The sequence below is a fragment of the Shimazuella sp. NTD247 genome (assembly GCF_059510415.1).
In genome coordinates this window covers 230,653-245,546 of record NZ_JCAJZU010000006.1, presented here as the reverse complement: position 1 = coordinate 245,546, position 14,894 = coordinate 230,653, and the positions used below count along the sequence as shown (strand labels likewise).

Genomic DNA, 14,894 nt, shown 5'->3' with positions numbered 1-14,894 from the left:
CTTCTATAAGTATTTTTCATATGATCGTAATGTATTGCGCGTATTCAAAGCTTTTACTCCAAAACTTCTCCCCACTCGTAAATAATGTTTTAAGTATTGTTTTCTTTTTTCAAAATGAATGGAATCTTGTTTGTTTAATCAAATACCTAAGAATCTCATGATTTTCGTCGTGAAGGGTCCCAAGAGGGCTGTATTGCTTTGATATAATTATTAGGTACGTGATCTGTCAGCCAAACACCATTTTCACTTTGGAAAAAGTTATAGCCGTCACGATGCATGTCCGCTGCCTGAATCTCTAATACAACCGGAGAACCATGTCTAATGCCAACTTCTCTAGCAGTTTCAACTGAAGTGGACAGATGAACATGGTGCCTAGATTTTTTTTCTAATCCACTTTGTAAAATTTCTGCTAGCAGATGCTTTGCAGTTCCATGATAGAGCAAGTTTGGCGGTATTTTTGGTTCATAAGCTAAATCAACGCTTATAGAGTGACCTTGGTTTGCTCTAATTTTTTCTTTCTTGTCATCATAAGCAAAACGCTGTTTGTTATTGTTTGCGACAATATAATCCAACTCTTGTCGGGATATCATTTTCTTGTGTATTTTGCATTGCTCTAGTAACAAAGGAATAGGGACCCATCCATTTTTATCAAGTTCTAAACCGATTAATTCAGGTTGATGCCGTAAAATAAGACTAAGAAATTTGCTTTTCTGTTTTAATTGTTTCTCATCCATAAGAAAAAACTCCATTATTTCATTTTTGAAGTGCTTTATCGGATTTTAACACAAATGTTAGGGTGGTATTATTCATTTTAAGCTACATAAAAAAACAGAACAATTTTTTTGTCCTGTTTGTAAAAATAAATGATATTAGGATATGCCATGTCCCCCTACGGGCTGGACTTCTATTTTCTCTACCTTTTTAATAAGTGGGATACTTGCTTCAATATATTCTTTACTGCCTGCTAAGTGTAACGACGCCTCATGTGCTTCTTTGCTGGACCAAACTTCTGTTACCCAAATCGCGTTTGGGTCATCTAGCGATTCATTTATGATATATAATTCACAGCCATCTATTGTATGCATCATGTTTGCAACTTGTAGTAGATTTTTCGATAATTCTGGGCGTTTTCCATCATGAGTAATAAATTTTACATACATCCCATATTTGCTCATTTGAATCCTCCCTTAACGCAGTGGAACTTTTCCTTGGGCAATTTGCTCTTCTCTTGTTTGACCAAATAAGCCAGGGATATTAAGTCCTGCTTGTCGCATTAAAACAGTCATCTGTCCACAATGGTGAATCGAATGGTTAAGTGTTAGACGCAGTGTGGCTCCATTTTTCCATTGACCGCCGAAAAGTTCTTTTGATTCTTGTAACGTCTTGTCAGTCCATTCTGTAGAAACTGCATGAAGTAATCCATCTGTCAATGCTTTATAGGATTGAGCCAAATAAGATGCTGATTTCACTTCTGTTTCTTCTATTTTAGGCAGCGCAAGTCCTACTATTGTCATGCTTTGTAATGTTTGTATCAAATGCCAGCCGATTTCCCCTAAAGAACGGTGATCTTGATCAATTTTTTGATCTAGGGATTCATCCGTTAGTCTATTAAATAGTTCTTGTGTGCTTTGAATATGCTCTTTCCACTCTGTTTGAAATTGTTCCATTGTAAAAAACATAGTGATAACCTCCATGTGTTTAACTATTTTCTAGTATGCCAAAACAACCCTGACAATTGCTGTCAGGGTTGAAAAATTTATTGAAGCTGTTTATGGAGTTTTTTGATTTCCGATAGTGTATGATGCATTTGTCTGGAGAAAGCTTCTGTTTTATTTTGACGGTCAAACAGTTGTGCGAGACGATATTGTTCTTTGCGAATTTCTTCTATGTCTACTGATTTTGGTAAGTTTATTATCTTTCGGCTTTCTTCGTCTAAGAGATCCCATAGTGCAGTAGCAATGGTATAAAATTGAAATTGGATCGCAGATTCATCTGTGTCGATAGCTTCTGGAAAGTATTTCTCTAAAATAGGGATAGCTTTGGATAAATCTGTGATTGTTGCATACTTAAGTAAAGGTATCAATGTATCCATAAACCCCGTCTGATTGTAAATAAGCTGGTAACATTTTTCGTAATACGAATCTGCTTCTGTTTTTCGATCCGCTTTTAACAAAGGAAGTAAAAAGTCGCCATACGTGCGATGAGGAACACTGTGACAAGATAATTTTTTTTGCAGAATCGGCTCAGCAACTGCTAATGCTTCATCTAATTTCCCTAAATACAATAATGTTTTTGTCTGATTGGCTAGTGTACAAGCACGACAATCCGAAAGCATATCACTTGGTTCTCTGATCCATTTGTCATAATAGTATTGAACCTCATCAGGTTTATCCAGATTCATAGCTAATTCTTGTTTAATGTAATAGTAAAAATGAGAACCGTGTCCTGTTTGGATAAACCGTTTTCTGAGATCTTCTAGTGTTGCTTCGACTTTTTCCAATTCAATATCTGGAAATAAAAGCAAGCGGTCAGTGACCCATTTATAATTCCACATCATTTGATATTCATTGTACATTTCTGGATTTTTGTCGTATTGAGCTAGACACCATGCAAATGCGACAATAGCCTTTTCTCCATGTCCAGAAAAAATACAGGTGTCAACCAATTCCATTCTTGCTTCAAATTGTTCATCAAGTCCGAGGTGTACATCTGCGATCCGAATAGCTTCTTCTAACAAACCAATCTTCACTTTTCCTCTTGGGGCAAGATATGCTTGTTCTAATAAATCTTCGTATTGTTCGATCATCTTCTATTCACCTAACCCTTGTTCAATAAAGGAAATAAGTCCTTTATTTAATAGCTGAAACTCTTGTTTTCGCAGAGGATAATTGCCTAACAGTAATGCTTGAACATATAACATTTCAATCACCAATTTGTTTCGTTCTTGATTGGTCGATTGTATTATTTTTTGAATGGTTGGATTGCGGAAATTGAAACAGAGCTGAGCATCATTTGCTTTTACTTTGTTACTAGTCATTTGTCCAATAATAGAAGAAAATAGATCGTTTGCTTCTTCTTGTGTTTGCTCTGTTGTTCGCATAAATAACGCTTCTTCACTAGTCGTATAAAGGGCAGGCAACTCGGTAGGTTCATATTTTCTCATTTGAGCAGTACACTGAAAGTTTTGTAGTACTTGATTGGCTAATTCAATGAAGTCAAAAGCTTTTCGACGATCTTCAAGGGATAAATCGGTAAATTGGTACATAAATGTGTTCGGATTTGTTCTTTCAATCGTGAGTTCTGGATAAACCGTGTTTAGCTTTTCTATCAGTTCTGAGTCGTGAACATAGGCTCCATTAATCACACAAACCGATTGTGATTTTGCAACTTGACTGATCTGGCGGTATTCATCCATGTTTGGTGTATAGATGATGTTGTCGCTGTATTGACGAATTTCTTTGATTGTCATTCTTCCTAAAGACGTAGAGAATGGCAGCCAATCGATGAATAATGCATACAGTTCATCATCTTCCTTTGCTAAAAATTTCAGCGATTCATAATGGATTTGTATGATTTGCTCAAATAACTTTGGGTTGGTGTAAGTGAGTTGAACTAAATAACGCTTAATGCATGCACCAAGTTCTTTTTGCACCTGTTCTAAACGCTCATCGTTGGAGAACTCTTCTCTAGAAGCGGTAGGTTTTAGTTGATTGACATTTAAAATACTTGTCACAAAAAATGCCCAATCAGGTAGCATACCTTCCACTTTTTCTGACAGTAACATTTGCTTTACATAAACACGATGACGTTGCTTTGCATTTACTCTTACGGAAAAAGGGAGAATATAGGCTATTCCCCGGGCTTCTCCAGTAGAAGAAAATAGAGGAATGGCATCTAAATATTCGATATTCCATTGTTCTTGTGCATACTGCAGTGCCTCGTTTGTGCCCAGTTCCCAAGGTGCTTTGTCTGCGTTTAATCGCGTTTTTTCCTGATCATAGAAATGGATTGGATAAGGGAGGAATTCCCCATAATAACGAACCATTTCTTGAATTTGTTTGATCGTGAAGTAAGATTCAAATCCATTTTTACATTGTAAATAAATCCGTGTTCCAGGTGCCATTTCCTGATCCAAAACTTGAATCGTATAACTGCCGTCTGGTTTTCCACGCCATTCAATTGTTTTGTTTTCTTTGATTGAGCGAGTTAATAAAATAATTTCGTCACTGACAATAAAACACGATAGCAAGCCCACGCCAAATCTTCCAATATAATCATCATCTGTTCGATTATTTTTTGAGGTCTGTCCAATTTGTGCTAAAAAATGATGGACTTCCTCTTCTGTTAAACCAATACCATTATCTTCTATATACAAAGTGGGATTGCTGTTTTCAGATGTAAATAGTTCCAACCCTATTTCACCTTGGTGATCAGGTTGTATTTTTTGTCGAGCAGTAATGGCATCCACGCCATTTTGGATGAGCTCTCGAATAAATACTTGTGGAGTACTGTATAAATGGTTCGAAAGTAGATCAATCATGCCTTTGAGATTTACTTTGAAGTGAAATTGATCCATTTTTTATCTCCTTATCAAAGTTGCATATAAATTATAGTTTAAAGTTTATTATAAATAAGTTTGCTAAACCAGTGATTTATGAGATTTAATTCATGAATGCATTAGCAACTCGTCTTCGAAAAGAAATGTCCAAGGAAGTATGTGGTAAAATGTAGAAGAGTAGCAACCGCTGCTTCACCATCTACATGGAGGTTCTCATGGCTGAGTCCAAGACGGCACTAGCTACGAAGGTCGTTGTGGCTTTGCTTCAGGCTAATCCTTATCTTCTGTCTCCAGAAGATCGAGCACGTCAGACTAGGATAAAAAATGGAACGGAGACAAGACAGACTGCGATCGAATACTTTGAAGAAGACAATTCAATGGAAAATTTGCCGGTTCTTCTCCAGAATTACAATAACATGAAGAAGCAGTAGTCGATTTTCGTCCTTTTGAGAACAAAGACACTACTAGAGATTCTAGTAGTGTCGAGCATATAATGTGTTGCCCATAAATGAAGCAGCCTTTCTCCGAAAACTAGAAGGAGTCAGGTTGCTTCCTTTTTTCTTCGATGTTGGTGGTCGAATGTCAAGTGAATGGTGAAGTGGGATCAACAATGTTGGTAGCGTATCATTTTTGCCTATAAGTTTAAAAAAATGCAGAAATACCAACCATAATTAATAGAAAAGCTGAATGCTTGACACGAAACTAAATTGATGTTAATTTAATTGTGTACAATTCAATTTGACAAAATCAAAAGAAGGTGGCTGTTTTGCTGGTGTTGATAAGCAATGAAGCAGTTCGGGGAGAATAGATAGTTATGTCAAAAGAGGAAATGCTACGTCTGGATTCCCAACTTTGCTTTTCCATCTACGCTTGTTCCAGGGAGATTATTGGTCTATATCGTCCATTGCTAGAAGACTTGGGATTAACCTATCCACAGTATTTGGTGATGCTGGTTCTTTGGGAACATCAGGAGTGTTCTGTTAAAGAACTAGGAAGTTTACTTTATTTGGATTCGGGGACCCTTACTCCCATGCTGAAAAGGATGGAAGCCAATGATTTTGTGAAACGTTATCGCTCGCAAAAAGATGAACGAGTTGTTTTGGTAAATTTAACAGAAAAAGGAAAAGCTTTAAAAGAGAAAGCTTACTGTATTCCAGAAGCATTATTTTCCAAGAGTGGTCTAACCGCAGACGAAATTAATGATATGCTGCAACGTCTGCAAAGTTTGACCAAACAAATGAATCATTTCAAAGAAAAATAAGAAAAGGGGTATATAAAATGGAAGCATTGTATACGGCGAAAGTAACAGCAGAAGGCGGAAGAGACGGCAGAGTAACATCAGATGACGGGATTATTAATTTGGAAGTGAAGATGCCAAAATCACTAGGTGGAGCTGGCGGGGAAGCGACCAATCCAGAACAGTTATTTGCGGCTGGTTATGCAGCATGTTTTGATAGTGCCTTAAATCTAGTTATTCGTAAAAAGCGATTAAAAGAAGTACAAAGTACAAAAGTGACTGCTAATGTATCTATCGGAAAAGATACAGATGGCGGTTTTGGACTTGCTGTACAATTGGATGCTCAAATCGTAGGAGTGGACAAACAAACTGCGGAACAATTGCTGGAAGAAGCGCATCAAGTTTGCCCATATTCTAAAGCAACAAGAGGAAATATTGATGTGGCACTTCATGTAGTAGAGTAATAAATAAAGCCCAAACCGTTATTGGTTTGGGCTTTATTTATGTTTGCTTGACATTTTTAATATATGTTTTTACTGCTGGCGGAGTATATTTTTCGAATTTATCGAGTAGATTTCCAATATTTTCTTCTATTGTAAGGATAGAACGGTATTTTTCTTGCATAAATTTCTCCGAGATCATATGTGAAAAGAAAGAATCGAGTGCATCATAGTAATGATTTGTGTTTAGCAGACCGCATGGTTTTTGATGAAGCCCTAATTGTGCCCATGTAAATACCTCGAAAAACTCTTCTAATGTTCCAGCACCCCCGGGTAATCCGAGAAATCCATCGGATAACTCCATCATTTTCGCCTTACGCTGATGCATGGTTTCTACAGTTATTAATTCTGTTAACCCAGTATGGGCAATTTCTCGTTCGTCTAAAAAGTGTGGGATTACACCGATAACACTGCCGCCTGCTGATAAAACTGCATCAGCGACAGCTCCCATTACACCAACACTTGCTCCACCATATACGAGAGCAATATTTCGGTTGGCAAGTTCTTGTCCTACTTGTTTTGCTGATTCGATATATAATGGTGATGCACCGCTGCTGGAACCACAAAAAATAGCAATTGATTTCATATTTTTCCTCCTTCCACAGTTTATTTTAATACAACGCCTTTTGATTTCGTTTCCATTCTCATAGAAGAGTTTTTTCAAAGCAACTTCACAAAAGTAAGTAGATTGATTATAATAGCATAGTAGCACATAGGTTTGTATTTATGTAAAGTATCGAGGTGTCTTTCATGGGTATAACAGTTTATTCTCCAGAACAACAAGCAGTTGGTAGCTTTGATGACGGAAAAATAACAGAACAAAAGCCGATTGGGTTTTCTGGAGAAGGTTCCTTGGTAAAGCGAGTCGGACCTTTGTTTTATTGGGCATGGGCAAAAGCGGACCAAGAAGGTTATATACCACTTCATCCCCATCAAGCGTTTGAAATAATAACATATATCATAAATGGAAAAGCAGAGCATGGGGATACATTGGGAACTAAGAGTATAGTAGGATCAGGTGGAGCACAAGTCATGCAGACAGGGTCAGGTGTCTCCCATGAAGAGCGATTTATCGGACCAAATATGGAAGGCTTTCAAATTTGGTTTGAACCATTTATTGGGGAGGCCATCAAACAAGTACCAACTTATCATCAATTTGAAGAGTCTGCATTTCCTGTTCAAAGTAGGGATGGTGTGGTGAACAAGACAATCATAGGAAAAGATTCTCCCATTCATCTTACATCAGATGTACAGATGTGGGATATACAAGTGGAGCAAGGAAATAAGTACGAACACATCGTTCCTGCTGGATACAGTTTAGCTACTTTGTCTCTTCGTGGTGATGGAAGTTGGACAAGCAGAGGAACAATCGATTTTCAAGAGAAAGACTTTATTGTATTGGATGCAGCAAATGATCAAAAATTTATTTTGCAATCGAAAACAAACCCTGTGCTGCGTATGTTAATGATTCAAGTTCCTACTAAAGCAGCTTATAAAGTATATCCAAAGTGGTAAAAAATCTCTCCTAATGGAGAGATTTTTTAAGCTTTCTTGCGAAACAAACTGATCAACGATAACAATAATGCAACTGCTGCAAGCCCGATAGCGATCCAGTCTATTTTCGAAGTAGATGTATTTTGGGATGTTTGATTCATATTCATCATCGAATGATCAGCTGCATTTGTATCCGATTTTACACTTATCGTTGTAACAGAAGCTGGTTTATCACTATTTGGTGCTCCTGTCCAGTCGACTACTGTACCATCAGCATATGTTTGATGTGCTTTCCATGATAAACTTGTCGCTTGTTTTGGATTTGCTCCAATAAAAGGAAATTCAAAAAATTCATGTGCTTTAATACCATCACCCGTTGCTGTCCAAATAATTCCTGTATTTCTTCCATCTGAACCTTTTATAAATTGATAAGTCCATCCTGCTACAGGTTCTACTGTTTCTACCGAAACATCTTTTGGAAAATCGAGTTGAACTTTTGTAGTGCTGCTGTCTTTTTCAGATGGTACACGCATCGTGTATTTCTCCCAAGTTTCTGTCGTCGATTCTTTGGGCCATACGGTTACATGAGCATCGACAATATTTACCATTCCAAAAAAAACAAATACAAGAAAACAGGTTATCATGATAGGATACTTTTTCATCTCAAATCTCTCCTCATTGAGCCAAAATAGGGTATGCGATCTGGCTCATCCATATGCCAAGCAATAATGCGAGTAATCCCAGTATCCATTCGGTACGAAGGGAATCTTGTTCTAATGTGCCGAACGTTTTCCATTGTCTTGTTTGAAGAAATGCATATAAGAGCATGCCCAAGACGAGAAGCATTTTCAGGAGTAAAAATCGGCTCCAAAATGTTTGAAGCGATAATACTGCACTCCAATCAGTTTGGACACCTACAAGTAATAGTCCGCTAAGTATAAGTAATCCAGAAGCAATAAGTGCAGCTTTTGAGAAAAAGGAACGAAATTGTTTTAGAACACCAACAAACTTTGTTTGTTGTTTTATTCCGATAAAAAGCAAGTAAGCAATTCCGCCAAGCCAAAGCGCACCTGATCCCAAATGAAGTATACGAGCAAATAAAGAGAGAAGGTGATCTGTACTCGACCAAGTATGTCCGCTAAAGGCATAGGAGGCAGTTAACAGGGTCCACAAAGCCAAGTACCAGCTTGTAACCATATTTGGCAGGAGCAGTAATCCAAACAAACAGATCTGCACTAACAGTACAAAAGCAAATGGGGTTTGCAGCAGTAGGTCAAATTGTCCAGATAACAGCCACTTAGTCGGTAGATTTTGCGGCAGTTCAGAAGCATATAAAAACCAAATCATGACTTGGATGACCAGCCAGCCGATTGCTGTATAAACTTTTGCCCGATCAACTGGAAACCAAATAGCAGTTAGCAGTCCGCGCTTGCTCGCGAAAAAGGATATCCATATAAATCCTGCACTGAGTAATATCCATCCTTCATTCAAAAACCGCAGACTGATCAAACAGAAAGTAATAAGTGTGTTTGAAGATTGCGTCTCGCCTGACGTATTGGCAATTTTTTGCCCATAGGCAAAGGTATAGATACCATTTACCGGATGCCCGTCTTCGGAGAGAACAGACCAATTTACCGTGTATGTCCCTTTATTGATGGCTGGCAAGGTTACGATTACACGGCTGGGATCTTTTGGAGCAAGCTGAGTATCGACAGGGAGGTTTTGACCATTTGTATTGGTGATGTTGATAGTAACCAAATCGAGCTGCAGTTGTTCACTAAAATGCAGTTCAATTACTTTTGGAGCTGTTTTCAGCAATGCGCCTTGCTGGGGGTTGGTTTCCAGTAACGTAGCATGTGCAGATGCAAGCTTTGGAAAACAAAATGCAAATAAAAGAACCAAAGACAATAAAAATCCAATATGGAATCGTCGCATAAAGTTGAACCCACCCATCACATCGCCCGTTCGTATTCACAATAAGTATAAAAGATAGACACATTTTTGATATGACTCAAAAGGACTATTCTTTCTAAAAAACATAAAAAAAATACAGATCAACGGAATCTGGTCTGTATGAAGCGAAACTTATACTGTTTTTGTTAGGGTTTGATGAAGCTGTTCTGCAAAGGCTTGTCCTGCAAAAATGTACCCGATATGATTACTGGGAAATTCGACTAAGTTTTTACCTAATTTTTTAGCCAATAAGGATGCACATTTGTAAGGGAAGAAGTCTTTTCCTGTTTCGCCTCCAGCAGGTAATATCTTTAAAGCAGTGGAATCCATCTTTTTCTCTAATGTAAACAAATCTAACTGATAATCAAGTACACCTTTTGCTTCATATTCAAGAAAATAAATTGTATTATCATCTATCTCTTCATTACCAGGTGAATGGGAATTGTCATGCATTCCAATTGCTCTGGAGAACTTCTTCATCGCGGTTGATGTATTTTTCTTTTTATAATCTATAAGTAATTCTTTCATTGTATTTTTAGCAAAGGATAAGTCTTTTCCAGCTAGTAGTTGCAACAAAGGTGCTTCATGGGGAATCAGCGTGTGAATTTGATGCGGATATCGCAAAGCGAGTTCCAATCCAATGACAGCACCTGAACTGCTGCCAAATACATATGCAGGTTGGTCTGTTATATGATTTAAGAGGAGATGGGCATCTTCACTATGGGTGGAAATATGATAGGCTTCGTTCGGATTTTCGAGCGTACTTCGGGAATGTCCACGACGATCATACACAACAACGGTGTACCATCTTGCTAATTGATGGACAATAAAATGAAAAGTCCTTGAATCTCCACACGCTCCATGGATAAGAAGTAATACAGGACCAGTACCATGTATCTCATAAAAAAGTTTGGCTCCAGGAACTTTTAACGTATTTGTTTCCTGTTGATTCATTTTCTTGTTCCTTTCATGGAAGTTTTAGATAATATAAAAACAATATCTTATGATTATGAACAGGAAATGAATTGGATTTCATGAAAAAAGCAGACTGGGCAACCTTTGTAAAGGTTGCCCAGTTGATTATCGAGGGAGATGATAAAGCGTCAAGTCACTCGAAATCTTGTACTCGGTCCAGTGCTTTCCTGCCCGCTTCTGCTTTAGACAGGAGCCCTTCTTCACGAGCTTTCCACGGATAATTACTACTCCTTGCTTAAACTCATACCCATCAGAAGTTTCGCAAAATTCATTGGAATTACTTTTGTGAGCAGTAGATTCGATTGTGGTTGCGAGAATTACCCATTCCTTCAGTTTCACCTTTTTTGGTGATGTGTATGCTTCATCAATGGGGTAGTCGGTAGACTTCATGATGCTCCTTATGAAAGCAGGGAGTGAGTACACAACACTATTATATTGAATTGCACACAAAGAAAAAACATGCTGTTCGCATGTTTTTTCACGATTCTATAGGAAACACCGTCAGGTGTTTGTTGATTTCGCCTGCACACCTAGCTTATATTTAGAAACAGAGTTCCAAATCACCAAGGTAGAATATGCAGGCTTCGGATGATCACCACACCGGGGGTTCATCCTTCCCATCCTCTCTTGAGGGCCAGTTACTTCTTCTGGCGGACGGCCTCGCACTTCTCGCAACCCTCACCACGAGGGTCAACGCCGTGCGGGCAACGGGGCGTGTCAGGCATGATGCCTCCTAAAACACTAATGGGGCTATATATAGCTCCTCAGGTTGGGATTGATTACACTTTTATTATAGTATAGACAAAGCGAAATGGCTAGTATATTCCGAAATTTTTTTAAAAAATTTTTTGATTATTCATCAAAGGATCTGAATTTTGTTGAAAACAAGCTATATTTTTGCGTTTGGGAAACTTTAGCACACTGCTATGTTAGCGTTTTATCGGTGTCTAGAATGTTATTGGGAAAATGTAAACCGCATATGAGGGAGTGGTTTATATAATAATTTTATTATTTTAAAAAAATAAAACACAATTTCCTATCTTATGTGTCTATTTATAGATTATCATGCAAAAACTATAGTACTCCTATCAGAATATAAGAAATGTTACACCGGAAAGAAGAGGAGAGAAGAGAATTGACTGGATTTATCTTAGTATTGCTTATCATCGCTGCATGTGGTCATGCAGCTTGGAATGCGGTATCAAAGCAAGTAATCGAAAAAGATATATTTTTTACCTTAATCACAGGAATCGCCATTATTTTGTATTTCCCCATTGCGTTTTATCTATTTTTGCACCAATCTATCCCGCCAAAAGCGGTGATTTATATGGTTGGCAGTACTGCTTGTGAATTGATTTATTTTTATGGACTTGCCCGTGCTTATCAAGCATTACCACTGAGTTATGCTTATCCAATCGTCAGAGGTTTGGGACCACTGGTTTCGACGATGTTGTCATTTTTGTTAGGGGTTACGTTAACTGCTTGGGGATTCGCTGGAATATTCATTGTGATTGTCGGAATTCTCTTGATGCAGTTTCGAGGGAGATTTACATTAGAAACAGGTACAAGTTGGGCATTTCTTGCTGGTTCGATCAATGGATGTGCGTTAACCTTTGATAGTATGGGTGCTGCGTTGATGTCCGGTATTTTATTTAAATATTTGGTGTTTATTGGGATTTTTGTTGGCAAATTGATCATGGATCAAAAGCCATTTCGCACTTATTACAAAACTTTTCGTTCCTATCCGTTACACTCCCTTATTGGAGCAGTATTTACTTTTGGAGCAAATGCTGCAACCCAGTATGCGCTTCAAAGTACGCCTGTTGGATATGTTTCCGCGACAAGAGAGCTCAGCATTGCTTTTGGCACATTGATTGGATGGTTTTTCTTTAAAGAAGAAATCAAACAAAATCAATTTATCGGCATTCTGATGCTCATTGTCGGAATCTTTTTGATTAAAATAGGCGGATAATTATTTCTGATATGTTTCTTTGTGATGATGTACTGTTAATGTATTGAAATATGATTGAAATTTAATTTCGTTTTCCTTGTGTTATGATAAGAAAAAAATTGGAGGGGTACCATGAGTCAATTTTCTTTACAAAAGGATCGCTTCGTTAATATTACAGAGGTAGATTGGAAAAAAATCGGAACCATATTGCTTCCTACAGGGCGGATCGTTGCTTGTGATCCATACATATATCCATTAGGGGAAGATTACGAACCATTTGTACAAGTGGTACCACAAGGGCGTTATCCCGTGTATTTGCACCGAATTACTTCCGATGACGACAATAATGGACAAGTAGCTCATGCGATGTTGCGTTTTGGTGATGGGATCGTAGCTCGGTGGGAGCTAGCCACTACCAAAGGGCAAGATAGTCGAGCGCTAAACGATGGCGAAATATTTGGTTACGCAGTGGATGCTGGTGTGGGATGTTTTATGGATTTAGAAACAGCTAAGCTCTTGCGTTTTCGTCGCGATGAAGTAGAAGATGGTGGAGATTGGATGAAGTTATTGTACAAAGATAACCGGACTTGGGGCGAAAAAACGATGAACCAAGTAGGTTACAATGCTTTTTGTTTTCAAGCAGGCAAAGGTCATGGCATTTATCCTACTTATTGGGGATACGATGAAGATGATAATCCTCTCTGTCTAGTCACGGAATTTATTAAAATATAAAAGAAGGTGGTTCTAATACTAGAACCACCTTCTTTTTGTTAATTTGCTTCTGTAATATATGCCTCTTTGGAATCAGCTACTCCCGATTTTTGTACAATAGCAAGTTGTTCTTTTGCCTTTTCTTTATCTGCATAATATCCAAGGTACACTTGGTAGCGTGTTTTTCCATCTTTATCGATTTTAGAAATATTTGCATTCAGCTCATGTTTCCCCAATTTTTCTACCAATTTTTCAGCATTGGCACGATGCTGAAAAAGACCTGCTACGATAATATAGGATTGCACGTTTTGCTGATTTGTTTGTTGCTGCGGAGGTGTATTTTTTTGTTCATCTGCATTTGGTTCACCAGGTGGCCAAAAGAAATAACCTAAACCGGCAACTAGTATCATTCCAACTATAATTATTGTGTATTTCCACCTGTTTGAAGAGGTTTTCTCTTGGATTGGCGCTTGATTCCAATTATCTTCTGCTCTTAATGTAGTATAAGGTTCCGTAAAATCAATCGGTGTTTCAGCGATAGTCGGAGAGGAAATATGTTGTAATGCTTGTTTAAAATCGCCTGCTGTTTGATAGCGTTCTTCAGGTTTTTTTGCCAGCACACGATCCAGAACATGTTTTAATGATTCTGGTAGATCTTCTTGCACCAATCGTGGGTCTGGTACTTCATCATGCAGATGCATCATGGCAACTAAAATATGTTCTTTTGCATCAAAAGGAACAGAGCCTGTGATCATTTCAAATAATACAACACCGAGAGAATACAAATCAGATGGATAAGAGATTGTTTGTCCGCTTGCCTGTTCAGGTGAGAAGTAGTGGACAGAACCCATCACAGTACCTGTCTTTGTTAAATGTGATGCCCCATCAACTAATCTAGCTATTCCAAAGTCGGTTAACTTATATCTGCCGTCTGGTGTACACAAAATATTGTGAGGTTTGATGTCGCGATGAATGATGCCTTGTTTATGCGCATGTTCCAACCCATCACAGATCTGCATACAAATTTCAACTGCTTCTTCTGCGGATAAAAAGCCTTTTTCGATAATGTAGTCTTTGAGTGTTATACCCTCGACAAATTCCATTACCATATAATACAAGCCGTCTTCTTCTCCGGCATCGTACACATTCACAATATTGGGATGGGATAGTCTACCTGTTGCTTGTGCTTCCAATATAAATCTTTTCACAAATTCGTCATCTTTGCCGAGATGCGGATCCATTACTTTGATAGCAACAATACGATCCAAAATAGTATCTCTACCTCGATAAACGGTAGCCATTCCACCACCAGCGATATCTTCGATTATCTCGTACCTGCCAGCGATTATCTTACCTAACATGGTATCACCTTTATCATTATGATTCATAGGGATGAAAGAAAGTCCATTGCTTATTATAACAGGTAGAATATTGTTTGTGTCTAAATCCATGACATAAGCGTGAATCTTTTGAGACATGGGAAAAATCTTTCTGTCTTTCTTTCCATATATGTTA

At 38.0% G+C, this 14,894-nt stretch carries 17 protein-coding genes; 6 read left to right on the top strand and 11 right to left on the bottom strand.

All coding sequences use genetic code 11. The annotated features are described in order from the left end of the window. Nucleotides 1-155 precede the first annotated feature (155 nt). The 5 genes from AC5WOC_RS16270 to AC5WOC_RS16250 form a co-directional block, all read right to left on the bottom strand. Nucleotides 156-734: an RNA 2'-phosphotransferase gene (locus AC5WOC_RS16270; protein WP_496056470.1), complete on the bottom strand. Its 579-nt coding sequence runs from the start codon at nucleotides 732-734 to the stop codon at nucleotides 156-158. 135 nt (nucleotides 735-869) lie between these two features. Then, nucleotides 870-1,175 (bottom strand): putative quinol monooxygenase, encoded by a 306-nt coding sequence (locus AC5WOC_RS16265; protein WP_496056469.1) that lies wholly within the window; start codon nucleotides 1,173-1,175, stop codon nucleotides 870-872. A 12-nt stretch (nucleotides 1,176-1,187) separates the two neighbouring features. Next, a complete protein-coding gene (locus AC5WOC_RS16260; RefSeq protein ID WP_496056468.1) occupies nucleotides 1,188-1,679 on the bottom strand; it encodes a DinB family protein in 492 nt (163 codons plus the stop codon). A gap of 77 nt (nucleotides 1,680-1,756) precedes the next feature. After that, on the bottom strand, nucleotides 1,757-2,806 hold the full coding sequence (locus AC5WOC_RS16255; RefSeq protein ID WP_496056467.1) for a hypothetical protein: 1,050 nt from the start codon (nucleotides 2,804-2,806) through the stop codon (nucleotides 1,757-1,759). A 3-nt stretch (nucleotides 2,807-2,809) separates the two neighbouring features. Next, complete coding sequence (locus AC5WOC_RS16250) at nucleotides 2,810-4,576, bottom strand: HSP90 family protein (protein ID WP_496056466.1); 1,767 nt, start codon at nucleotides 4,574-4,576, stop codon at nucleotides 2,810-2,812. 197 nt (nucleotides 4,577-4,773) lie between these two features. Between AC5WOC_RS16250 and AC5WOC_RS16245 the strand changes: the two genes are divergently transcribed. From AC5WOC_RS16245 to AC5WOC_RS16235, 3 genes are all read left to right on the top strand, one after another. Further along, a complete protein-coding gene (locus AC5WOC_RS16245; RefSeq protein WP_496056465.1) occupies nucleotides 4,774-4,989 on the top strand; it encodes a hypothetical protein in 216 nt (71 codons plus the stop codon). Between the two features lie 383 nt (nucleotides 4,990-5,372). Next, nucleotides 5,373-5,819 (top strand): MarR family winged helix-turn-helix transcriptional regulator, encoded by a 447-nt coding sequence (locus tag AC5WOC_RS16240; RefSeq protein WP_496056464.1) that lies wholly within the window; start codon nucleotides 5,373-5,375, stop codon nucleotides 5,817-5,819. Nucleotides 5,820-5,836: 17 nt separating this feature from the next. Next, on the top strand, nucleotides 5,837-6,259 hold the full coding sequence (locus AC5WOC_RS16235; protein WP_496056463.1) for an organic hydroperoxide resistance protein: 423 nt from the start codon (nucleotides 5,837-5,839) through the stop codon (nucleotides 6,257-6,259). Between the two features lie 37 nt (nucleotides 6,260-6,296). Here the strand turns inward: AC5WOC_RS16235 and AC5WOC_RS16230 are convergent, their stop codons facing one another. After that, nucleotides 6,297-6,881, bottom strand: a complete 585-nt coding sequence (locus AC5WOC_RS16230) for an LOG family protein (RefSeq protein WP_496056462.1) — start codon at nucleotides 6,879-6,881, stop codon at nucleotides 6,297-6,299. A gap of 164 nt (nucleotides 6,882-7,045) precedes the next feature. Between AC5WOC_RS16230 and AC5WOC_RS16225 the strand changes: the two genes are divergently transcribed. Further along, entirely contained in the window at nucleotides 7,046-7,810 is a 765-nt protein-coding gene (locus AC5WOC_RS16225; protein ID WP_496056461.1) for a pirin family protein, read from the top strand. 26 nt (nucleotides 7,811-7,836) lie between these two features. Here AC5WOC_RS16225 and AC5WOC_RS16220 read toward each other — a convergent pair whose 3' ends face one another. From AC5WOC_RS16220 to AC5WOC_RS16205, 4 genes are all read right to left on the bottom strand, one after another. Continuing rightward, on the bottom strand, nucleotides 7,837-8,451 hold the full coding sequence (locus tag AC5WOC_RS16220) for a YcnI family copper-binding membrane protein (protein WP_496056460.1): 615 nt from the start codon (nucleotides 8,449-8,451) through the stop codon (nucleotides 7,837-7,839). Nucleotides 8,452-8,464: 13 nt separating this feature from the next. Beyond that, complete coding sequence (locus AC5WOC_RS16215; protein WP_496056459.1) at nucleotides 8,465-9,724, bottom strand: copper resistance CopC family protein; 1,260 nt, start codon at nucleotides 9,722-9,724, stop codon at nucleotides 8,465-8,467. A gap of 150 nt (nucleotides 9,725-9,874) precedes the next feature. Then, nucleotides 9,875-10,696: an alpha/beta fold hydrolase gene (locus tag AC5WOC_RS16210; protein ID WP_496056458.1), complete on the bottom strand. Its 822-nt coding sequence runs from the start codon at nucleotides 10,694-10,696 to the stop codon at nucleotides 9,875-9,877. A gap of 126 nt (nucleotides 10,697-10,822) precedes the next feature. Beyond that, nucleotides 10,823-11,107 carry a hypothetical protein gene (locus tag AC5WOC_RS16205; RefSeq protein ID WP_496056457.1) on the bottom strand — a complete coding sequence of 95 codons (285 nt, stop codon included), beginning with the start codon at nucleotides 11,105-11,107 and terminating at the stop codon, nucleotides 10,823-10,825. Nucleotides 11,108-11,852: 745 nt separating this feature from the next. Here AC5WOC_RS16205 and AC5WOC_RS16200 point away from each other — a divergent pair. Continuing rightward, the gene (locus AC5WOC_RS16200) at nucleotides 11,853-12,689 is read left to right on the top strand and encodes an EamA family transporter (RefSeq protein ID WP_496056456.1); all 837 of its coding nucleotides are present in this window, start codon (nucleotides 11,853-11,855) and stop codon (nucleotides 12,687-12,689) included. Between the two features lie 111 nt (nucleotides 12,690-12,800). Beyond that, nucleotides 12,801-13,400, top strand: coding sequence for a DUF4241 domain-containing protein (locus tag AC5WOC_RS16195; RefSeq protein WP_496056455.1), 600 nt, complete (start codon nucleotides 12,801-12,803; stop codon nucleotides 13,398-13,400). A 38-nt stretch (nucleotides 13,401-13,438) separates the two neighbouring features. Here AC5WOC_RS16195 and AC5WOC_RS16190 read toward each other — a convergent pair whose 3' ends face one another. Next, nucleotides 13,439-14,740 (bottom strand): protein kinase domain-containing protein, encoded by a 1,302-nt coding sequence (locus tag AC5WOC_RS16190; RefSeq protein ID WP_496056454.1) that lies wholly within the window; start codon nucleotides 14,738-14,740, stop codon nucleotides 13,439-13,441. Nucleotides 14,741-14,894: the final 154 nt, after the last annotated feature.